The organism is Hymenobacter algoricola (genome assembly GCF_039539525.1).
GTDB classification, from domain to species: Bacteria; Bacteroidota; Bacteroidia; order Cytophagales; family Hymenobacteraceae; genus Hymenobacter; species Hymenobacter algoricola.
Genome location: NZ_BAABDH010000114.1, coordinates 72,931 through 94,270, shown reverse-complemented (window position 1 = coordinate 94,270; position 21,340 = coordinate 72,931). Strand labels below are relative to the sequence as shown.

At 63.5% G+C, this 21,340-nt stretch carries 13 protein-coding genes and 1 pseudogene; 5 read left to right on the top strand and 9 right to left on the bottom strand.

Translation table 11 applies throughout. From position 1 onward, the window contains the following. Nucleotides 1-108: 108 nt before the first annotated feature. The 3 genes from ABD842_RS20930 to fabG all read right to left on the bottom strand — a co-directional run bounded on the left by ABD842_RS20930 (nt 109) and on the right by fabG (nt 4,151). Complete coding sequence (locus ABD842_RS20930; RefSeq protein WP_345117993.1) at nt 109-2,184, bottom strand: VWA domain-containing protein; 2,076 nt, start codon at nt 2,182-2,184, stop codon at nt 109-111. A gap of 131 nt (nt 2,185-2,315) precedes the next feature. Next, complete coding sequence (locus tag ABD842_RS20925) at nt 2,316-3,017, bottom strand: efflux RND transporter periplasmic adaptor subunit (protein ID WP_345117992.1); 702 nt, start codon at nt 3,015-3,017, stop codon at nt 2,316-2,318. 384 nt (nt 3,018-3,401) lie between these two features. Beyond that, the gene (gene fabG, locus ABD842_RS20920; protein WP_345117991.1) at nt 3,402-4,151 is read right to left on the bottom strand and encodes a 3-oxoacyl-[acyl-carrier-protein] reductase; all 750 of its coding nucleotides are present in this window, start codon (nt 4,149-4,151) and stop codon (nt 3,402-3,404) included. 252 nt (nt 4,152-4,403) lie between these two features. Between fabG and ABD842_RS20915 the strand changes: the two genes are divergently transcribed. Next, nucleotides 4,404-5,645: a geranylgeranyl reductase family protein gene (locus tag ABD842_RS20915; protein ID WP_345117990.1), complete on the top strand. Its 1,242-nt coding sequence runs from the start codon at nt 4,404-4,406 to the stop codon at nt 5,643-5,645. A gap of 137 nt (nt 5,646-5,782) precedes the next feature. On the opposite strand, the gene ABD842_RS20910 is transcribed toward ABD842_RS20915, so the two are convergent. Beyond that, the gene (locus ABD842_RS20910; protein WP_345117989.1) at nt 5,783-6,568 is read right to left on the bottom strand and encodes a tetratricopeptide repeat protein; all 786 of its coding nucleotides are present in this window, start codon (nt 6,566-6,568) and stop codon (nt 5,783-5,785) included. Between the two features lie 158 nt (nt 6,569-6,726). Continuing rightward, nucleotides 6,727-7,392 carry a tetratricopeptide repeat protein gene (locus tag ABD842_RS20905; protein ID WP_345117988.1) on the bottom strand — a complete coding sequence of 222 codons (666 nt, stop codon included), beginning with the start codon at nt 7,390-7,392 and terminating at the stop codon, nt 6,727-6,729. Between the two features lie 234 nt (nt 7,393-7,626). Here ABD842_RS20905 and lpdA point away from each other — a divergent pair, with 234 nt between their 5' ends. Then, on the top strand, nt 7,627-9,021 hold the full coding sequence (gene lpdA / locus ABD842_RS20900; RefSeq protein WP_345117987.1) for a dihydrolipoyl dehydrogenase: 1,395 nt from the start codon (nt 7,627-7,629) through the stop codon (nt 9,019-9,021). 79 nt (nt 9,022-9,100) lie between these two features. Here lpdA and ABD842_RS20895 read toward each other — a convergent pair whose 3' ends face one another. The 3 genes from ABD842_RS20895 to ABD842_RS20885 form a co-directional block, all read right to left on the bottom strand. Further along, a complete protein-coding gene (locus tag ABD842_RS20895; protein ID WP_345117986.1) occupies nt 9,101-9,955 on the bottom strand; it encodes an energy transducer TonB in 855 nt (284 codons plus the stop codon). A gap of 309 nt (nt 9,956-10,264) precedes the next feature. Continuing rightward, on the bottom strand, nt 10,265-13,105 hold the full coding sequence (locus ABD842_RS20890; RefSeq protein ID WP_345117985.1) for a T9SS type A sorting domain-containing protein: 2,841 nt from the start codon (nt 13,103-13,105) through the stop codon (nt 10,265-10,267). Nucleotides 13,106-13,619: 514 nt separating this feature from the next. Continuing rightward, nucleotides 13,620-14,561, bottom strand: coding sequence for a DMT family transporter (locus ABD842_RS20885; RefSeq protein WP_345117984.1), 942 nt, complete (start codon nt 14,559-14,561; stop codon nt 13,620-13,622). Between the two features lie 153 nt (nt 14,562-14,714). Here ABD842_RS20885 and ABD842_RS20880 point away from each other — a divergent pair, with 153 nt between their 5' ends. Together ABD842_RS20880 and sppA are read left to right on the top strand one after the other, a co-directional pair. Continuing rightward, nucleotides 14,715-16,052, top strand: coding sequence for a replication-associated recombination protein A (locus ABD842_RS20880; RefSeq protein WP_345117983.1), 1,338 nt, complete (start codon nt 14,715-14,717; stop codon nt 16,050-16,052). Between the two features lie 371 nt (nt 16,053-16,423). Then, entirely contained in the window at nt 16,424-18,184 is a 1,761-nt protein-coding gene (gene sppA / locus ABD842_RS20875; RefSeq protein WP_345117982.1) for a signal peptide peptidase SppA, read from the top strand. A gap of 78 nt (nt 18,185-18,262) precedes the next feature. On the opposite strand, the gene ABD842_RS20870 is transcribed toward sppA, so the two are convergent. Continuing rightward, nucleotides 18,263-18,589 (bottom strand): hypothetical protein, encoded by a 327-nt coding sequence (locus ABD842_RS20870; protein ID WP_345117981.1) that lies wholly within the window; start codon nt 18,587-18,589, stop codon nt 18,263-18,265. A 221-nt stretch (nt 18,590-18,810) separates the two neighbouring features. On the opposite strand from ABD842_RS20870, the pseudogene ABD842_RS20865 reads away from it, so the two are divergent. After that, a pseudogene (locus ABD842_RS20865) lies at nt 18,811-21,276 on the top strand (TonB-dependent receptor domain-containing protein). The last annotated feature ends 64 nt before the right edge of the window (nt 21,277-21,340 follow it).

Genomic DNA, 21,340 nt, shown 5'->3' with positions numbered 1-21,340 from the left:
CGAGCCTGCCGAAGAATCTCGCGTGCTGACGTCCAAGTAGTAATCCAACGACGCCACGCGAGTTTCCTCGGCAGGCTCGGAATGACGTTCTCTTCCTCTCTAAGTGACTTACACCCCACCCGAATACTTGCGCGCCGCCCATTCGGCCGTAATCAGCGCCAGAATCAGGAAAAACAGCCACTTCAGGTTGATGAGGTCCTTTAAGTTCTCCTGACTGTAGATGACCGGCCGGGCGTTGGCTTGCTGAATGTCCCGGGTGAGCTGGGCAAACTGCGCGGGAAAGTACAGGCGCGAGCCGCTGCGGCGGGCCAGCTGGTAGAGCAGGTTGTGGTCGGCGCGGGCGCTGAGGGTTTCGAGCTGCTGCTCCTGCACCAGCAGCTCGCCGGCATCTTGCTGGGCCTGGCCGCCGAGCGTAGCGCGGGCAGCGTAGCGGTAGAGGCCGCCGGGCAGCGCGCCGAGGTGGAGCGGGGCGCCGTCTTCGCTGGTGGTGAAGCTGAAGGTGCGGGCTTTCTGCTTTTCGTCGGTGAGCGTGAGCGTAATTGGCTGGTTGTAGATGCGCTCAAAAATGGTGTTGTAGGTTTCGGCCCCAAAGGTCACGTCGTCCTGGGTGGTAAAGGCATCCTGGGTCGGGTACACGTCGAGGCGCTTCTTGTTGGCATTGGCCGTGAGCAGCTGTAGCGTACGCACGATGAGGCGGTCGTAGGCTTCGGGCCGGTCGTCGTGGTCGGCGGCTTCCTGCAGGCGCCACTGCCAGCTGCCGTCGGTGAGCAGCGTGGCCTGGCGCTGAGCCGGCGTGCCGCCAAAGACCAGCAGCGGCTTCGGCGTTTTCAGCCGGCCCACCTGCTGAAACAGGGCGGCCTCGGCCCCGCCGCCCAGGCGCAGGTCGCCGAACGGCACCGGCGCGGGCGGGTAGGCGGCAAACCGGCGCGGGGCATCATCCTCGAAGGTGAAGCGCGAAAAAGCCGGGTTCAGCACCGGCGTCACCTCGTCGGTCTGGCTGCCGCGGGGCGTGATGGTGAGGCCGGTGCCGAGGCTGTTGTAGGCCGGCAGGTCCGACTGCGCCCCAATGATGTAAAGCGCCGGCAGGCGGCGGGCGCGCACCCGGGCCAGCACCTCGGCGCCCACGCCGCCGCGGGTGGGCAGCTGGTGCAGAACGGCGACGTCGAACTCCTGGGCCCGCAGCGGCGCAATGCCGGGCAGGTAGGTGGTCAGGTCGAAGTTGTCGTTTTGCAGGATGGCCGCCCGCAGCGCCTTCAGATCGGGGTGGGGCGCGGCGCCGGCCAGCAGCACCCGCAGCTTGCCCTTCACGATTTCGAGGTAGGCAAACTTGGCGTTGTTAAGGGGGGTGAACTCGCCCGGCTGCCGTTCAATCACCACCTCGTAGCGGCGCTTGCCCGGGGCCGGGGCCGTCACCAGGAAGGTGGTCTTCTGGCGGCTCCGGCCGGCGGGCAGCCGCACGCGCTGGGTTTGGAGCACCCGGCCGCTTTCGCGCAGCTGCACCACGGCCGTGCCGCCCGCGAAGCCCTCGTAGCTTATTTCGGCCTCAATCGGGAATTTGTTGCCGCTGAAGGCCACGCGGTTGTAGGTCAGGGCCGGCAGGCTCAGGTCCTTCTTGGGCACCGTGTCGCCGACGGCCACGCTGTAAATCGGGAAGCTGAACTCGGAATACACCGGGGAGCGGCCCTGGTTCACGATGCCATCGGAGAGCAGCACCACGCCCGCCAGATTGCGCCCCTCGTAGGCGTCCTTGATGCCGGTGAGCATGCCGTCGAGGTCGGTGGCGGCGGTCTGAAACTGCAGGGAGTCGGGCCGGGCCGGGCGGCGGGCGGCCCGGAGCGTGCGGGTTTCGACCGTAAAGCCGCGGCCGCGCAGCGTGGCCGCCAGCTGCTGCAGGCCGGCAGTGGCTTGCTGCAACACCGGCGCGGGCGTAAACAGGCCCACCGACTGCGAGTCGTCGACGGCTAACACCACGGTGGGCGGCTCGGTGGTCGTGCTGGTGGTCTTGAGGAAGGGCGAAAGCAGCAAAAAGCTCAGGAAGCTCACCACCACGAAGCGCAGGGCGGCCAGGCCGAGGTTCAGGGCCTTGCTCCAGGGCGCTTTGGCCGAGTACAGCAGCGCCGCGTAACCCGCCCCCGCGGCCAGACACAGCAAAATCAACCAGGGAGAAGCAGCGACGGAAATCAAAGACGGCTAGAAACAGATGGAGCACCAAGAACCCCGAAACAAGCGGCATAGTTGCTTGCTTCCGGCGGCCGCCATTCAGTGGCCGCCAGCCCGGCGAAGTTAGGGAGTTGCGCGCTGGCAGCCGGCACCTGCTATTCCTGGGCCACTGCGGGCGAATACACCAGCTGCTGCCGCTTGGGCGCGGGCGCCGCTTCCGCTACCTGTACCCGCCCGGCGGCCGGCGCGGCGCCCACCAGCAGCGAAACCCCAATGGCCGCCCCGGCCAATGACCGGTGCAGCTGCAGCGTAAGCAGCGGCGTTGGGCTGGCGGCATCCTGCCACGCCGTGATTTTGCCCCGTACTGCCGCTGCGGGGGTACTCACGAGCGAAATCTGCACACTGTCGCCGGCGTGGAGGTGGCGGGCAGCGGCCGGGTGCAGGCGCACAAGCAGGCGCGTCTGGTCGGTGAGCGTAGCCAGGGGCACTTGCGGCGTCAGCACCTCGCCTACGGCAACCCGGGCGCGGGACAGCACGCCGTCGTGCGCAGCCGTCAGGTAGGCGGAGGCCTTGGTGGCGCGCACCCTAAGCTTGGCCAGCACCTGGCCGCGGCGCACGTACTGGCCTTCGTAGAAATACACTTCCCTCAACAAGCTGGGCGCTGAAGCCGCTACGGAGCTGGAAACGAAGCCGACCAGCTGGCTGGCCGCCGGGGCCGCGGCGGGGCTGACGTGCCTAACGAGCAAAGCCGGCTGGGCCGCCGGGAACCGGGCAGGCAGCGGCAGCGGCAGCCAAACGGGCAATACGGAGCCAACGGTGATTACCGTCAGCAAAGCAACGGGTACCAGAAATTTCATGGGTCAAGGGTCGGGCGCAGCCGGGCGGGCGGCAAGTCGGGGACTTCCGGGGGCGGGGGCGCTAGGACGTTGGAAGGTGAGGGTAGGCCGGGTGCCCACAGGGTTAATGACGCACGCCGCCGGCCTTTACTTTAAGCCGGCTGTAAATTTTTTTTCGGCTGGTCAGGGCCGGGGAGTCTTTGGGACGGGACCCGAGGAACTTGCCGCGCCGGAGAGCGAAGCCGGGGTAGAACCGGCCCGCGCGCGGATTGTTGGCCGGAGGAAAAGTAGTGGCACTGCACTACGCCCGGGCGGGACGGGAACGAACTTAACCGGCACTAAAAAAGCCCGGTCACGGGACCGGGCTTTTCGCGGAGGCAGGGCTTGGCCCCGGAATTATTTTTCTTACGTGAGCATGCCGCCATCCACCTGCAGCACCTGGCCGGTGATGTAGGCCGAGTCGTCGGAGGCTAGGAATGCTGTTGCTTTGGCCACGTCTTCGGGCGTGCCGCCGCGGCGTAGCGGAATGGCTTTGCGCCACTCGTCCACCTGCTTCGGGTCCAGCGCGTCGGTCATCTCGGTTTCAATAAAGCCGGGAGCAATAGCATTGCAGCGGATGTTGCGCGAGCCCAGCTCCAGCGCCACCGACTTGGTGAAGCCGATAATGCCGGCCTTGGAGGCGGCGTAATTGCTTTGGCCCGCGTTGCCTTTCACGCCCACCACCGAGCTCATATTGATGATGGAGCCGGCCTTGGCGCGCATCATGGGCTTGGTGGCGGCCTTGGTGAGGTTGAACACCGACTTCAGGTTGACGGCCAGCACCTGGTCCCACTGATTTTCGCTCATGCGCATCAGTAGCCCATCCTGGGTGATGCCGGCATTGTTGACCAGAATATCCAGCTTGCCAAACTCGGCCACTACGTCTTCCACCAGCTTTTCGGCCTGGGCGTAGTCGGAGGCGTCAGAGCGGAAGCCTTTTACTTTGGTGCCGTGGGCGGCCAGCTCCGTCGCCAGCGCCTCGCCTTTTTCCACGCTGGAAAGGTAGGTGAAAGCCACTTGCGCCCCCAGCTGGGCGAAATGCACCGCAATGGCGCGGCCAATTCCTTTGGAAGCGCCCGTAATCAGGGCCACTTTTCCGTCGAGCAGTTTTGTCATGGGGCGAAGATAGGTTTTTTGGTTTTTGGTGGGTGATTTATGGTTTTTAGTTATTCGTTTTCGGTTTTTAGCCGGGTTAGCTCGCTGCCTTTTTAGCAGCAAAAGACGACGGGTTTTGGGGCGGTGACAACCGGTTTTTTGCTTCCTCGCCAGGTCGGCTGACTGAATGCCGCCGACAAGTCCCCATCTTCGTTGTTGGTTAGCGGCCGCAAGCAAGCCAAAAACCAAAAACGACCAACCAAAAACCAGTCAGTGGAAGTCGATATCTGTATTCTGGGGGCCGGGCCGGGCGGGGCCACGGCAGCGCTGCACCTGGCCAACGCCGGCCACCGCTGCCTGCTGCTCGACCGCGCCGCCTTCCCCCGCGACAAAGTGTGCGGCGATGCGCTGAGCGGTAAGGTTATCAACGAGCTGCGCCGCATCGGCCCGGAGCTGCCCGCCCGCCTCACGGCCGCGCCCATGCAGGTGCCCAGCTGGGGCATCGACTTTTTCGCGCCCAACGGCCGCCGCCTCGGCATTCCCTTCAAGCCCGACTTCGACAAAACCCGGGATGCTGCCGCCGGCCACATTGCCAAGCGCATCGACTTCGACAACTTTCTGGTGGAAGAAGTGCGCCTGCGGCCCGAAATCGACTTTCGGGAGGGCCTCGACATCACGCAGCACGAGCGGCTGCCCGACGGCCGCTGGCGGCTGCGCACGGCCGACGGCACCACGGTAGCTACCGCCCGGGTGTTGCTGGTGGCCAACGGGGCGCAGTCGGCCTTTGCCCGCCAGATTGCCGGCCACGCCCTGGAGCCCGACCACCACTGCGCCGGCCTGCGGGCCTACTACGACGGCGTGACGGGCCTGAGCCCCGACAACTTCATCGAGCTGCACTTCATCAAGGACTTTCTGCCCGGCTACCTGTGGGTATTTCCTTTGCCCAACGGCCAGGCCAACGTGGGCGTAGGCATGCTGACCAAGGCCGTGTCGGCCAGGAAGGTGAACCTGCGCGAGCGGCTGGCCGAAATGCTCGATACCCATCCCGCGCTGAAAGAGCGGTTTGCCGGGGCCACCCGCCTGGGGCCGGTGCGCGGCTTCGGCCTGCCGCTGGGCTCCAAGCGCCGCGCCCTGTCCGGCGACGCCTACCTGCTGCTCGGCGACGCGGGCTCCCTCATCGACCCCTTCAGCGGGGAAGGCATCAGCCACGCCATGGTGTCGGGCCGGCACGCCGCCGACTGGGCCGCACAGGCCGTGGCGGCCCAGGACTTCTCGCCCGACTTTCTGAAGCAGTACGACGCGGCCGTGTACCGACGGCTGGGGCAGGAGCTGCGCCTGAGTCGGGCCATGCAGCGCCTGCTGAACTTCCCCACGCTGTTCAACTTTATTGCCAACCGGGCCGTCAACAACCCTACCCTGGCCGAAACCCTGTCCAGCATGTTCATGGACCTGGATATGCGCGAGCGGCTGCGCAAGCCGAGCTTTTACGTGCAGCTGCTGTTTGGCGGGAAGTAGCTGCGGGCAGCGCGGCGTAGCAAACCCTGCCGACAGAAAAGCCCCGGCGTAACGCTTACGCCGGGGCTTTTTTTGGTAGTGAGCCTTTGCCTGGGGCTCAGGCAGGCTTATGTGGTTTCGTTGGCAACAACCAGCTATTACTCATTGCCGGTGTACCGCCGCAGGCTTTTGGCAGCGTCGGGATTGAGCTGGGTGGCTTTTTCCAGGTCAGTCTTGGCTTCCTTGGGCTTGTTGATGGACGAGTAGCAGATGCCGCGGTACTCATAGGCGTCGGCGTAGCTCGGGTCAAGGGCAATGGCCTTGGTGAAGTCGGGTATGGCGCTGCCGAAGTTGAAGAGCTGCATTTTGGCCGCCCCCCGGCCGAAAAGGGCTTCTTTATCGGTGGGTTTGTACTTCAGCGCCTTCGAAAAGTCGCTGATGGCGGGCGTGTACTGCTTCAGCTTGAGGCGGGTCAGGCCGCGGTTGTAGTAGCCCTCGGCGCTGGTGGGCTTGAGGCGCAGCAGCGTGTTGTAGTCCAGCACGGCTTCTTTGTAGTCCTTGAGGTGGCTTTTGGCCTTGGCCCGCACCAGCAGCGCGTCGGCGTTGCGGGGCGAGGCTTTGAGCATGGCGTCGGCGTAGCGGATGTCGTTTTTATAGTCCGCATTGGTTTTGCGGGCCGCGGCGTCTACCACGGCCGGGGCGGCCGCAGCAGGCGCGGCCGAAGCAGTAACGGCGGCATCGGGGGCCGGGCTGGCCGCCGGGGCGGCGGCAGTAGGGCTGGTGGCCGCCGGCACCACGGCAGCCGTGGCCGCGGTGGCCGCCGGCACGCTGGCTACGGCGCGGCGCGAACCCGGGCTGTCTTTTTCAACGGTGGTAGCGCACTGGGTGAGGAGCAGCACAAAGGTTGCACCGGCAAGCAAACGAACGGTAGACAGGTTTTTCATGGGTATAAAATTCGGAGAATCAGGCAAAACAGGGGCCCCGTCACCGGGCAGTGGGGATGCAGCGTGTAAGACGTGAAGTGGCCGGCGAGGTTGTGCTTTAGCCAAAAAAAAGCTCCCGAGCCGGCGGGCTGGGAGCTTGCTAACCTGATAGCAGCTAGTTATTTATGAGTACGGTAGCGCTTGAGGGTCTTTTCGGCCTCGGGGTTCAGCGCCGCGGCCTTTTCCAGATCAGGCAGCGCCAGCTTTTCCTGATAGGAGTGCGAGTAGCAGATGCCCCGGTACTCGTAGGCCTCGGCGTTGTTTGGTTCGAGCTGGATGACCTTGGCAAAGTCCGGAACAGCCCCCTTGTAGTTGAGCAGCTGCATTTTGGCCATGCCCCGGTACATCAAGCTAGGCGCGTGGCCGGGATTGAGCCTCAGGGCCTTGGTGAAGTCGGCAACGGCGCGGGCCAGCTGGTCGTCGCGCAGCTGGGCCAGGGCCCGCCCAAAGTACAGCTCCGGGTTGGTTGGCTGCATTTTAATGAGCGTGCTGTAGTCCGCCAGCGCTTCTTTGTAGTTTTTCAGCCCCACGTGGGCCTCAGCCCGGCCGAGCAGCGCCTCGGCGTTGCGCGGGCTGGTTTTCAGCGTTTCTTCGGCCAGTCGCAGCTGGGCTTTGGATTCGCCGTGGGAAAGGCGCCTCACTGCTTTGGTGGTAGTGACGGCGGAGCCGCCGCCGGCAGCGGGTGCGGGGGCAGCGTAAGCCGTCGCCCCGGTGAGGGTTTGCTGGGCGTGGGCGGCTGGCAGGGCGGCGGCGCTAATAAGGAGCAGCGCGAAGAAGTGTTTCATAAAGGGCAGCGGTGAGTAGGAGGGCAGAACGAGCAAAAGAGCTATTGGCAGGGGCACTGGAGCAGCCCGGACGAAACCTGGACTTAGCGTCGGAAGATGGATTCGGTGCTTATCTTTACCACGCCACCTTCTGCCAGACCCGGCAGAATTCTGCCGCAGATTGGTTTAAGCAAGAATGAATTGGCGGGCTGCTTTCACAAAGGACAAAAAAAACAACATAAAACACAAGAAAATATGGCATTGCAATTCGACCTGGTCGTGATTGGCAGCGGCCCCGGAGGCTACGTAGCCGCCATCCGCGCTTCCCAACTCGGACTGAAAGTAGGCGTGGTGGAGCGTGAGTCGCTGGGGGGAATCTGCCTCAACTGGGGCTGCATCCCGACCAAAGCCCTGCTCAAAAGCGCCCAGGTGTACGAATACCTCCAGCACGCCCAGGACTACGGCCTGAAAGCCGGGGAGCTGAGCTTTGACTTCAATGCCGTGGTGCAGCGCAGCCGCGGCGTGGCCGATGGCATGAGCAAGGGCATCAATTTCCTGTTCAAGAAAAATAAGATTGAAACCGTGCTCGGTACCGGCAAGCTGCTGGCCCCCGGCCAGGTGGAGGTAACCCGCGCCGACGGCACCAAGGAAACCGTCGAAGCCAAACATATTATCCTGGCCACCGGGGCCCGCTCGCGCCAGCTGCCGAACCTGCCGATTGACGACGTAAAAATCATCGGCTACCGTAAGGCCATGACCATGGAGGCGCTGCCCAAGCGCATGGTGGTGGTGGGCTCGGGTGCCATCGGTGTCGAGTTTGCCTACTTCTACCGCACCATGGGCACGGAGGTGACCATCGTCGAGTTTCTGCCCCGCATCGTGCCGGTAGAGGATGAGGAAGTGTCGCGGCAGATGGAGAAGTCGTTTAAGAAAATCGGCATCAACATCCTCACCAGCGCCGAGGTAACCAGCGTGGATACCGCCGGCGACGGCTGCAAAGTGACCGTGAAAACGGCCAAGGGCGACCAGCAGATCGACTGCGACGTGGTGCTGAGCGCTGTGGGCGTGAGCACCAACCTCGAAAACCTGGGTCTGGAAGAGCTGGGCATCACAGTGGAGAAGGGCCGCTTGGTGGTCGATGATTTCTACCAGACCAACGTACCCGGCATCTACGCCATCGGCGACATCGTGCCCGGCCCGGCGCTGGCCCACGTGGCTTCGGCCGAGGGCATCATCTGCGTCGAGCAGATTACGGGCCATCATCCCGAGCCGCTGAACTACCAGAACATTCCCGGCTGCACCTACGCCCAGCCCGAAATTGCCTCGGTGGGCCTCACCGAAGCTGAAGCCAAAAAGCAGGGCTACGACGTACTGGTAGGCAAGTTCCCGTTCTCGGCTTCCGGCAAAGCCTCCGCCGCCGGTGCCAAGGACGGTTTCGTAAAGGTCATCTTCGACAAGAAGTACGGCGAGTGGCTCGGTGCCCACATGATCGGGGCCAACGTGACGGAAATGATTGCTGAGGTCGTTGTAGCCCGTAAGCTCGAAACCACGGGCCACGAAATCATCAAGTCGGTGCACCCGCACCCGACCATGTCGGAAGCCATCATGGAAGCCGCCGCCGCGGCCTACGGCGAGGTGATTCACCTGTAGCGCTTCCCGGTTTCGGCCAGGCAAAAGCAAGGCCCGCTGTGCTGCACAGCGGGCCTTGCTTTTGCTGATAGCGGCAGTTTCAGCGCGGCAGGGCCGTGGCCGCTTCGGCCAGTTTCAGGTGTTTATAGACGGGCTGCGCATCGGCATCGAGCTGGCCTTTGACGTTGGTGAAGGCGGGCTGCCCGGGCTGGGAGAAATTCCAGGTGCCCACGTAGCTGACCTGACCCGGCAGCACGGTGAAAAGGTAGCGCGTGTCGGCCAGCGCAGGGCCGGAACGGGCTTTGCGCAAGGGTTCCGTGTGCATTTCGCCGCCGTACCATTTGCTGGCCGTGTACTGGTAGTAGTGCAGGGCGTAGCGGCCGGGCGGCAGGGCCACGCAAAAGCGGTTTTCCCGCCGCGACCTGAACGCAGGCTTCACGTTGATGCGGAAGGCTTGACGGGTGGTCAGGTTGACCAGGCGGGCGTACTGCCCGAAGCCGCCGCTGCTGAAGCCCAGGCGCTGCACGCAGCTGCCGTAGAGGACGCCTTTGTCGGCGGGAATCTGTTGCTGGCTGGCCGCCCAGGACCAAACCGGTAGCAGGGAGGCTTTGCCGCCATCTACGTCGAGCGAGTCGGGCTGCGGGCCTGGTGCCGTTGTGGGGGTGAGGGTGAACGTCAGCGGCATCGTGTATACTACCGGCACCGGCCGGCCATTCTGGGTGCCCGGCTCCCAGCGCACGGTGGTCAGGCGCCGGGCATTGCGCAGGGCCTCCGCGTCGAGGTCGGCCCGGACTCCCTGCTTTACGAAGATGTCGGTAACGCTGCCCGTAGGGTCCACGGTAAAGGAAAGATAGACCTTGCCCTGTACCCCGTCGCGCCAGGCTTGGGCCGGATAGCGCAGGCTGTCGGTGAGCAGGGCCAGCAGCTTGGGCTGCCCACCGGGAAAGACGGGCATGGTTTCCCGGTACGTGTAGGTTCTCGGCCGGATGGTATCAGGGCTCGGCGGAACCGCCGCCGGGTTGGCTTGGCCAACTGCTGCCGCGGCAGAAAGCAGAATCAGCCCCAGGAAAAGCGGGCGGAATACGGGTGGGAAGCGCACGGTAGCGGATAAGCAGGCGGTTAGAGAAAGCAGGGTCGAATTTACAGCAAGGAATCGGCGTTTCCCGGCGCCGCGGTAGGCTGCCGGCACGTTTGCGCGAGCTTGGCAAAACGCAAAAAGCCCCGGGGCGGCGCCCCGGAGCTCTTTACTAAACCACCCTCGTTTCTATTTTACTATCACCAGCCGGGAGGTTTCCGACTGCCCGCCGGTGAGCAGCCGACACTGATACACGCCGCTGGCCAGATCCTGGCTGCTGAGCGTCATCGTGTTGAGCTGGCCGGCACTGGCTTTGCCGTCGTAGAGCGTGGCTACCAGCACGCCGAGCTGGTTGTAAACCCGGAGCTGGGCCGGCGTGTCGGCAGCTACCCGGAAGGAGAGGATAGCCTGCTCCTTGGCGGGATTGGGGTAGATGGCCAGCTCATTCGGGCTACCCACCGTGGCCCCCACGGTGCTACGACTGGCCGGCGCCGGGCAGATGCCGATGCTGTTCTGACCCGGGCCGCTCAGAATGGCTGCCACCTGCGGATAGAGCACGCACGAAACCTGCCCGTTGCGGCAGACCAGCACCTTCCGCTCGTTGTAGTTGCCGCAACGGGCATCCACTACGCGAATCGTCACGCTTTTCGTGGCCGAGCAGCCGTACTGGTTGGTCACTTTTACCGTGTAGGTATAGTCGCCGGGCGTGTTGGTGACGCTGTAGATGGGGTTAGGCAGGTTCGGACCCACCAGGCCCGCGGCGGGCGTCCACTGGTAGCTGACGGCCCCGGGCGTGGTGGCATTCAGCTGCACGCTCTGGTTGCCGTAGCCGATGTAGAGGTTGGTCGGAATGCCGCCCGTATTGGCCTGGAGCCCCGGGTACGGAGCGCTGGTAATGATGGGGGTGGCCTGGTTGCTGAGCACGGTTACCACGGCAGTGGCCGAGGCCGTGTTACCGCTGTTGTCGGTAGCTGTCAGCGTTACCGTATTCGCCCCCACGTTGGAGCAGTTGAAGCTCGTTTTGCTCAGACTCAACCCAAAGCTGCAGTTGTCGGAGCTGCCGTTGTCGACCATGGCCGGGGTGATGGTGGCCGTGCCGGTGGCGTTCAGCTGTACCGCTATGTTTTTGGCCAGGGCCGTCGGTGGCGCCACGTCGGGCTGCTGGGTGATGGTGTAGGCCGCCGTGGCCGTGCAGTTGTTGGCATCCGTCACGTTTACCGTGTAGGTCCCCACCGGCAGCCCGCCCAGGTCCTGGGTACTGCTGCCATTCGACCAGATGTACGTTATCGGAGCCGTGGCATTGGCTACGCTCAGGTCGATGACCCCGGTGGTGCCGCCGGGGCAGGTCACCTTGGTCAGGGCCGCGCTGAGCACAATGCTGCAGCCGCCGGTCCAGATAAACTGGGCCGTCTGGCTTACCGAGCCTACGGCGCCCGTCACGTTGTCGGTACCGGGGTTGAGGCCGGTGTAGCAGAAGGTGGCCACGCCGCTGGCGTTGGTATTCTCGAAGCCCGAGGCACTGTTCACCCCGCTCACCGTGAAGTCAACCCGCACGCCCACCACGGGGTTGTTAAACTGGTCGCGGGCGGTAGCCGTGATGCAGTGCGAGGTGCCCACCTGGCCGGTGCCGCCCTGCACGTCCAGCGTGACGGTCGAAACCGTGGCTACCGGCGAGAGAGACATACCGCCGGGGTAGCCGTAGGAGTCGGCCTGGTCGAAGCCATACACGAAAGCGCCGATGGGGAAGCCGCTGCCGTTGATGGTATGGCTGCCCAAACCAACGGTGAGCTGGGCCCCGGAGAAGCCGCTGCTGCCAATGGCGCTGAAGCTGCCGGCCGGAATGGCCACGCCATCAAATGTTACGGTGCCTACCGCCGCCGCCGGGGCCACCACGTTGATGTAGTTGCCGCTGAAGCCAGAGGCCGGCGTCGTGACGGTGTAGCTGCCCAGAAACTGCTCAAAAGGCGGAACCAGCATCATGAACGGGTCGGATGTGACGTTGTCGAAGGTGGTGCCGTTGGAATACTGGGCCACCAGAATCGGCTGCGTAGCCACAATCTGGGCGCTGCCGTTGACGATACGCTCATGCCACTGCCCTCGATTAAGCGTCGCCACCAGTGTGCCGTTTACCCGCACTTGGGTTCCATTAACGGAAGCCAGAAAGCGGAAGGTGTCGCCATTGAGCCGCGTTTTGAGCGGAACTGAAACAAAGTTTTTGCCCCAGGCAGTGGTGGGTGGCAACTGCTCCACCAAATGGTCGCAGGCGGCGTGGTTATGCGGAACGTTGGCGCATTTATTGCCCCCGAATACGGCTATTGGCTGGGTTGAGGTTATGAAGGACCCGGACAGGTCAGTAGGGTAAGCGCCGGTATTTTTGAGCAGGTAGGTCTGCCCCTGATTGAGGGTAATGTTGTAGGGAACGTTGGCGGTGCGGCCATCAGTGGTTACGGAGGGGGTAATGGTTACCACCGTTCCATCCACGGTAGCAACTACATTGAACTGGGTACCGACGTTGGGGTCAAAGAAATCAAGGCTGGTATAGCCTAGGCTGATGTAGTCGGTGCCCAGCACGTCAGTTGGCAGGCCCAGGTAGGCGTCAGTGGTGAACTGCTGTCGGTTAAGGCCATAAACCGTTATTTCCTGGGCCGCGGTTACGTGAATGCCTTTGTTCTCAATCGTGTTGGACGCAAAAAGCTGGGCGTTGGTAGGAATAGGTACCGACGTGACCGTGCCGGGTGTAACGCTGAAAGTAGCCGTGAAGCCTAACCCGGCAATGGCTACAGTTCCGGTTGTGGCTACATCACCAGTCACAAACAGCGTTAGAGTCGCGCCGCTGGCATAGTTGCCGGGAAAGCTTAGCCAGAAATCGGTGCCCTTGCTGTCGGCGGCCGCGTAGGCGCCGCCCGAGGAGCCCAGGCTAAGCAGGGTGATAAGCAGGGCCAGCAGCGCGGCCAGGGGCCGGCGCCGGACCGAAAGCGGAGCAGCCGGCTGCTCGGGCAGAAGGGGGGAATTGGCTGTACAAGTGCGCATCAGACTAACAGGTTAAGGGTGAAAAAAGGGAACTAGAACGACCGGGTCGGGCAAACTAAGAGAGCAGCACGGCGCGGCCAGGCCACCCGAAAGGGGACATGGGCGTGAAGAGCAAAAGAAGGCTTTGCTGATTTAATTAAATTATTTACTAAAATATTTATAATTAATAGGCTTGCCGCAAATTTATGAGCAACTAAATATTCATAAATTAAAATATTTAAGTAGAACTGGCTTAGTGCAATTGCCAGGCGGAGAAATGTTTCGAAATGAACGTTTCAGGCACTATTTTTTTAATAAAGTGCATTATTCGCAGCCGATTCACTCCTGCCGTTACTGCCCACAAAACGGCTTGTCAGGTGATTTTCACCGGACAGGTTTTGCTTCCGCCCGTAGCACAATGCCCATGACTTTATACCGGCCCCCCTGCAAAGCAGCGCCGTGGTGAAGTGATGCCAAGGCGCGGGGCAGCCTTCGGACGTGGTAGCGCCTGACGGCCGGGGCGGAATCCGCGGGGCTAGTCCTGAACGGGCTCGAAGGGTATCGGGAGCTCGGTGGACTGGCTAGCCGGTTTTGGCTTGCGGCTCACCAGCCACACCCCAGTGAAAATCAGCAGGGCCTGCCCGGCGCGGGCCGGGGTGAAATGGTCTTTGCCCAAAGCCACGGCAATGATGACGGCCAGCACCGGCTGCAGGTAGATATACACGCCCAGCAGGGCCGGGGAGGCATACTTCAGCGCCCAGTTGTTGAGCAGGTAGGCCAGAATGGTCAGGCAGACCACCATGTACACGATTTCGGCCCAGATGTAGGTAGGAAAGCCGGCATAGTCGGTGGCCAGGGTTTCGCGCCAGCCGAAGGGTACGGCCACGAACGCGCCCACCAGAAAGATGCGGGCCAGCACCGTGAACGGGTGGTACTTGCGCATCAGTGGCGTGACCAGCACCAGATACACCCCGAAGGCGGTAGCGTTGAGCAGAATCAGGATGTTGCCCAGCGTGGCGTTGGGGTACGCCAGGCCGCCCGCGTCCCGACTCAGGATGATGGTGGCCGCGCCCACGGCTCCCACGCCGATGCCCAGCACCCGGGTCAGGGTGATTTTCTCGCCCAGCAGCACCGCCGAGGCCAGCACCACCACGATGGGGGCAATGGTCTGCAGCAGCGAGGCATTGATGGGGGAGGTGTAGTTCAGTCCCGAGAAAAACAGCAGCTGATTGACCCCGATGCCAGTCACGCCGCAGATGATGGCCCGCACGTTGTCGGCGCGGCCGATAAGCCGGTCCTGGGGCGCTACGAGCCGGCTGGCCGCGGCAAAGAACAGCGCCGCCCCCACAATGCGCAGCGTGACGATGCCAAAGGGCCCCATGTAGGTCGGCATCACGTCTTTCGACAGGCTGTAGTTGGCCGCGTAGATCAGGGAAACCAGGAACAGGGCGGCGTGGACTTTCGCGGAATTTTTCATTGCGGACGAAGGTAGTAGCGCGAACTTTGTGGTGCGCGTACCAACGGGCAGTCCGAACGATTTTTGGCTGCCGCGCGTCCTTTTTTTCGGCTTCGTGCCGCCGGCTTCCCGGCTCCCGGCCGGCTACTTCCTTTTCGCGCTACTTTCCTTTCTATGGCTACCGGCTCCCTCTTCGACGCTCCCGAACCTGCTGCTTTCAACGCCCTGCTCACCGCCCGCCCCGGCGCCCCGCTGGCTGAGCGCCGCCGTCCCCGCACGCTGGATGAATATTCCGGGCAGCAGCACCTCATCGGGCCCGAGGGCGTGCTGCGGCGCTACCTGCAGGCCGGGCGGCTGCCTTCGCTCATCCTGTGGGGGCCGCCGGGCGTGGGCAAAACCACCCTGGCCCACCTGCTGGCCCACGAGCTGAAGCAGCCCTTTGCCGCCCTCAGCGCCGTGAATGCCGGAGTGAAGGACGTGCGCGAGGTGATTGAGCGGGCCAGAAAGCAGCGCGGCACGGTGCTGTTCATCGACGAAATTCACCGCTTCAGCAAAAGCCAGCAGGATGCCCTGCTCGGCGCCGTGGAGCAGGGCATCGTCACGCTCATCGGGGCTACCACCGAGAACCCCTCGTTCGAGGTGATTCCGGCCGTGCTGAGCCGGGCCCAGGTGTACGTGCTGGAGTCGTTGAGCAAGGACATCCTCACCGACATCGTCGACAAAGCCCTGGCCGAGGACGAGGTGCTGAAGCTGAAAAAGGTGCGCATGCAGAACTACCACGCCCTGCTCACCATCTCCGGCGGCGACGCCCGCAAGCTGCTCAACCTGCTCGAAATCGTGGTCGAGTCGGCCCGGCCCGATGCCCGGACCGGCGAAATCGTGGTGACCGACGAGCTGGTGCAGCAGCTGGCCCAGCAGCACCTGGCCCGCTACGACAAAGGCGGCGAAATGCACTACGACGTCATTTCGGCCTTTATCAAGAGTATCCGCGGCTCCGACCCCAACGCGGCGCTCTACTACCTGGCCGTGATGCTGGAGGGCGGCGAAGACCCCAAGTTCATTGCCCGCCGCCTGCTCATTCTGGCTTCCGAAGACGTGGGCATGGCCAACCCCAACGCCCTGATGCTGGCCCAGAGCTGCTTCCAGGCCGTGACGGTCATCGGCATGCCCGAGGGCGACATTATCCTGGGGCAGACGGTGGTGTACCTAGCTACCTCGCCCAAGAGCAACGCCAGCTACAAGGCCATCCGCGAGGCCCGGGCGCTGGTGCGGCAGCAGGGCGTGCAGCCCGTGCCCATTCCGCTGCGCAACGCCCCTACCAAGCTGATGAAGGAGCTGGGCTACGGCGACGAGTACCAGTACTCCCACGACTACGCCGGCAGCTTCGCCGCCCAGGAGTTTATGCCCGCCGCCCTGAGCGGCAAACGGTTCTATGACCCCGGCCACAACGCCACCGAAGCCAAGATCCAGGAGCGGCTCAAGCAGTGGTGGGGTCCGAAGTACGGGTATTAGGCGGGTGACGGGCGGGTTGGCTGGCCGGGCCCGATTTCGTTCGGAACCTCGGGAAAAGCTGCGGGTTCCTTACAGAGCTCCGAAAGGTCCTCGTGAAAACCCCGGAGGGCTCTACAGAGCTCTAAAAGGCCCTCGTGAAAACTTCGGGGGGCTCCATAGAACTCTATGGAGCCCTGGTAAAAACCCCGGGGTGCCCGCCAGAACTCTGCCGGGCCGTCGGGGAAGCTCCGGCCCGCGACCCATAAAAATCTTTCTGCGCCGTTGGCCCTAACCCAGGCAACCCCGACCCGGTTGTTGGCTTCTGTAAGAGTGCCGAAAGCCTTCTACATTTGCCGGACGCCTTTCCCTGTTCCTTTCCTTTCTTTCTTTCTATGAGACAATTTTTTAAATACGTGCTGGCTACGCTGGTCGGGCTGGTGCTTTTCGGGGTCGTATCGTTTCTGGTGCTGGTGGGCATTACGGCCGCGGCCGTCAGCTCCGACAGCTCCGTGACGGTAGCCAAAGACTCGGTGCTCGAAATCAAGCTCGATAAGCCCGTGGCCGAGCGGGAAAGCCGCGAGTCGCTGGGCGCGCTCTTCAGCAGCCAGGCCGACAACATCGGGCTGGAAAACATCCGCGCCACCATCAAGCGGGCCAAAACCGACTCCGACATCCGCGGCATCTTCCTGAATGTGGAGCTGGTGCAGGCCGGCCGGGCCTCGCTGGAGGAAATCCGGGCCGCCCTGCTCGACTTCAAGAAGTCGGGCAAGTTCATCGTCTCCTACGCCGACGCCCAGTCGGAGGGCAGCTACTACCTGGCCTCGGTGGCCGACCGCATCTACCTCAACCCCCAGGGCACGCTCGAATTCAACGGGGCCAGCTCGGAGACGATGTACTTCAAGAACCTGTTCGAAAAGGCCGGCATCGACGCCCAGATCTTCCGCGTGGGCTCCTTTAAAAGCGCCGTGGAGCCATTCTTCCGCGAGAACATGTCCGACTCGGCCCGCCTGCAGACCACCTCGTTCCTCAACTCGCTCAACGACTTCATGCTGGCCCATGTGGCCGAGTCGCGCCGCATTGCCCCGGCCCGCCTCAAGGTCATCAACGACTCGACCCTGGTGCATAACGCCGCCGACGCCAAGCGCTACGGCCTCGTGACGAACCTGGGCTACTACGACCAGGCCCTCGACTACATGAAGGGCAAAGTAGGAGTGGCCAAGGATAAAAAGCTCAGCCTGCTCAGCCTCGGCGACTACGACAAAGCTGATGATGATGAGGAAGGCAGCACCAGCGGCAACCGCATTGCCGTCATCTACGCCGAGGGCGACATCGTGACCGGCAAGGGCGGCAACAGCAGCATCGGCAGCACCCGCTTCGCCGAAGCCATCCGCCAGGCCCGCCTCGACGACAAAGTGAAGGCCGTAGTGCTGCGCGTGAACTCGCCCGGCGGCTCTTCCTTGGCTTCCGACATCATCTACCGGGAAGTTGCGCTGACCAAAAAGGTGAAGCCCATTATCTGCTCCATGTCGGATGTGGCGGCCTCGGGCGGCTACATGATTGCCATGGCCTGCGACACCATCGTGGCCCAGCCCAGCACCATCACCGGCAGCATCGGCGTGTTCGGCGTGCTGCCCAACATCGAGCCCCTGCTGCGCGACAAGCTGGGCATCACCACCGACCGGGTGAACACGGGCAAGTTCTCCGACTTCCCCACCATCACCCGCCCGCTGTCGGCCTTCGAGAAGCAGCAGTTTCAGAACGAGGTCAACCGCATCTACGCCGACTTCACCACCAAAGCCGCGAAGGGCCGCCGCATGCCCGTGGAGCAGCTGCGCCGCTTCGCCTCGGGCCGGGTATGGTCGGGCGCCGAAGCTAAGGAGCGTGGGCTGGTCGACGTGCTGGGCTCATTCGATGATGCCATGCGCATTGCCGCCCGCCGGGCCAACCTGAAGCAGGACGACTACCGCATTCAGCGTCTGCCCCGCCAGAAGGGCATGCTGGAGAGCCTGTTCAGCGGCTTCAGCACCGAGGCCCGCCTGCGCCTGGTGCAGCAGGAGCTGGGCCCGCTCTACCCGATGTACGAGCAGTACAAGAAGCTTTCGACCATGACGGGCGTACAGGCCCGGATGCCGTTTGAGATGACCGTCCGGTAAGTCTGCCGGCACGTTTAAAAGGGCCAGCGCACCACGCGCTGGCCCTTTTTTTGGTCCTTCAAGCGGGCAAAAGCAGTCTTATAAGGCTGCGTCGCCGCTCAGGATTGCTTCGGCTTCGAGCAGCAGGGAAGCCCCCATCAGCAGGTCGTGAAGCATGAACAGCTCCTCCAGGTTGAAGACGAAAGCCTGGCAGGCTACCGGCCCGGGCAGGGTGATGCAGCGGGTAGCCGCATCGGGCAGCACCGCCGCGTGCTGCTCGTAGAGCCGGGCGGTGGTGGTACACCAGTCGGCCGTTTCGGCGGCTTTCAGGCAGAGGGCCACGTTGCCGAAGTACAGGTGCAGGCAGCAGCCCGTGCGGCAGCGGGAAATGCAGCCGAATTCGTTGTGGTGCAGGTATTGACGCATAAGCAGACGATGGTGAAAGCGGCAGGGGAAAGCCTGGAATAAACCCTGGCAGGAAACGGCTTCCTGACCCCAGGAGTGCCGGCCAGGCAGCTTGGCCGCAGTAGGCCAAAGGTAAAAGAGGAAACCAGCAGGCCAAGAATTATTTAGAATGATTTTAAATAATATTTAGAACTTATCTAAATAGTGGCCTACTTTTGCGGCCTGTCCAAACGACCTGCATCATGAACCGTAGTAGTACTCGTCCCGCAAAAACCGCTTTTATCTGGTTGCTGCTGGCTCTTCTGATTTCTTCCTGCCTCCTTGCCCAGGCCCAGACCGCGGGCGTACAGGGCCGCGTGACGGCCGCCGGCCAGCCGGTAGCAGGCGCCGCCGTAGGCGTGAAAGGCACTGCCCTGGGCGCCAATACCGACGAGCAGGGCAACTACCAGATTACGGGGCTGACGCCCGGCACCTACACGCTGGGTGTGCGGCTCGTCGGCTTCGGCACCCAGGAGCGCCGCATCCGGGTGACGGCCGGCACAACTACTGCTCAGACCTTCGTGCTGACGCCCAGCACCGAGCAGCTCGGCGAGGTAGTGGTGGAAGGCAAGCAGACCAATAAGTTTGCCCGCCGGCAGTCGGAGTACGTGGGGAAGATGCCGCTGCAGAACCTGGAAAACCCGCAGGTGTACGCCACCGTGGGCAAGGAGCTGCTGACCGAGCAGCTGGTCTTCACCGTGGATGAGGCCGTGCGCAACGCGCCCGGCGTGCAGCGCATGTGGGAGGCCACCGGCCGCGCCGGCGACGGGGGCGGCTTCTACAACAGCCGCGGCTTCGTGGTATCGGGCCAGGTGCGCAACGGCGTGGCCGGCAACGTGACCAGCGACATCGACGCCATCAACCTGGAAAAGCTGGAAGTGATTAAGGGGCCATCGGCGACGCTCTACGGCAGCTCCCTGACTTCCTACGGGGGCCTGCTCAACCGCGTAACCAAGCAGCCCTACGATAAGCTGGGCGGCGAAATCAGCGTGGCGGGGGGCAGCTACGGCTTCCACCGCGTCAGCGCCGACGTAAACCTGGTGGATGCCACCGCGCCGGCCGCCCAGCCCAAAGCCTTGGCCTTCCGCCTGAACACGGCCTACACCTACGAGGACAACTTCCAGAGCCAGGGCTTCGGCAAGAACCTGGCCGTGGCCCCCAGCCTCACGTTCCGCCCCACCGACCGGCTGACCATCAACGTGGACGCCGAGCTGTACCAGAGCCGCAACGTGGGCAAGCAGCTGATTTTCTTCTACTACCCCGCCGCCCAGCTGGGCTTCGACCGGGCCGACCAGGCCCCGCTGGACTACCGCAACTCCTACATGGGCGGCGGGCTGACCCAACAGTCGCGCAGCGCCAACTTCTTCGGGCAGGTGAACTACCAGCTGGCCCCCGGCTTCACGTCCTCGACCAACCTGACGTCCAGCCGCAGCTACTCCGACGGCTTCGGCAGCTACTTCTACCTGGTGCCCGACGTGGTGCTGGACCCGACGGCCGGCCCGGGCACCCACAACCTGGCCCGCGCCGACCAGTCGACCAACAACAGCCGCAACCAGGTTTTTGAGGCCCAGCAGCTGTTCAACGGGGACTTCAAGGTGGGCCGCCTGCGCAACCGCGTGGTGCTGGGCCTGGACTACCTGCGCGTGGACTCTGACATCGAGTTCTTCGGCGGCGGGTTCGACATCGTGCCGCTGAACGTGCCGGGCTACGACTACGGCCGCCGCTTCAACGGCGACACGCTCACGGCCTTCTACAACAAGCAGGCGACGACAGCCACTTACCCGGTGACTACACAGTCGAACACCTACAGCGCCTTTGTTTCGGACGTGCTCAACCTGACCGACAAGCTCAGCGTGCTGGCGGCTGTGCGCCTCGACCACTACGACAACCAGGGCGGCCTGGTGTACAGCCCCGTGGCAGCCTATTCGCAAACGACCTTGTCGCCCAAGCTCGGGGTGGTGTTTCAGCCGGTGCCGGAGCGGGTGGCGCTGTTTGCCAACTACTAGAACAGCTTTATCAACCGCGGCGTGTACCGGGGCACCGACAACCAGCCGCGGGTAGCCACGCCGGAGCAGGCCAACCAGGTGGAGGCCGGCGTGAAGCTGGACGCCGCCGGCGGCAAGCTCAGCGCCACCGTGAGCTACTACGACGTGCGGGTGAAGGACATTCTGCGGGCCACGCCGGTCGAGGCGCTGCCGGGCGTGAATACCCAGACCCAGGACGGCACCCAGCGCAGCAAGGGCGTGGAGGCGAGCCTGATTGCCAACCCGCTGCCCGGCCTCAACGCGGTAGCCGGCTTCAGCTACAACAGCTCCGAGTTTACCCGCACCAGCGGCGAGGTGAACGGCCTACGGCCCGGTACGGCCTCGTCGCCGTACCGGGCCAACCTGTGGCTGAGCTACCGGCAGCCGACCGGCAGGCTGCAGGGCCTGGGCGCGGGGGCGGGCGGCAACTACGCCAGCGACAACAAAATCGTGAATACGGCCACCAGCGTCTTCACCCTGCCGGCCTACACGGTGCTGAACGCCGCGGTATTCTACGACCAGCCCCGGTTCCGCCTCTCGGCCAAGGTGGATAACCTGCTGGACCGGCACTACTGGATCGGCTACACCACCATGAACCCGCAGAAGCTGCGCAGCATCGTGGGCAGCGTGGCCTACAAGTTCTGATCTTTTGACCAGCGGTACCACCACGGGTTCGGCAGGACAGAAGCTCCGCCGGACCCGTGGTGTG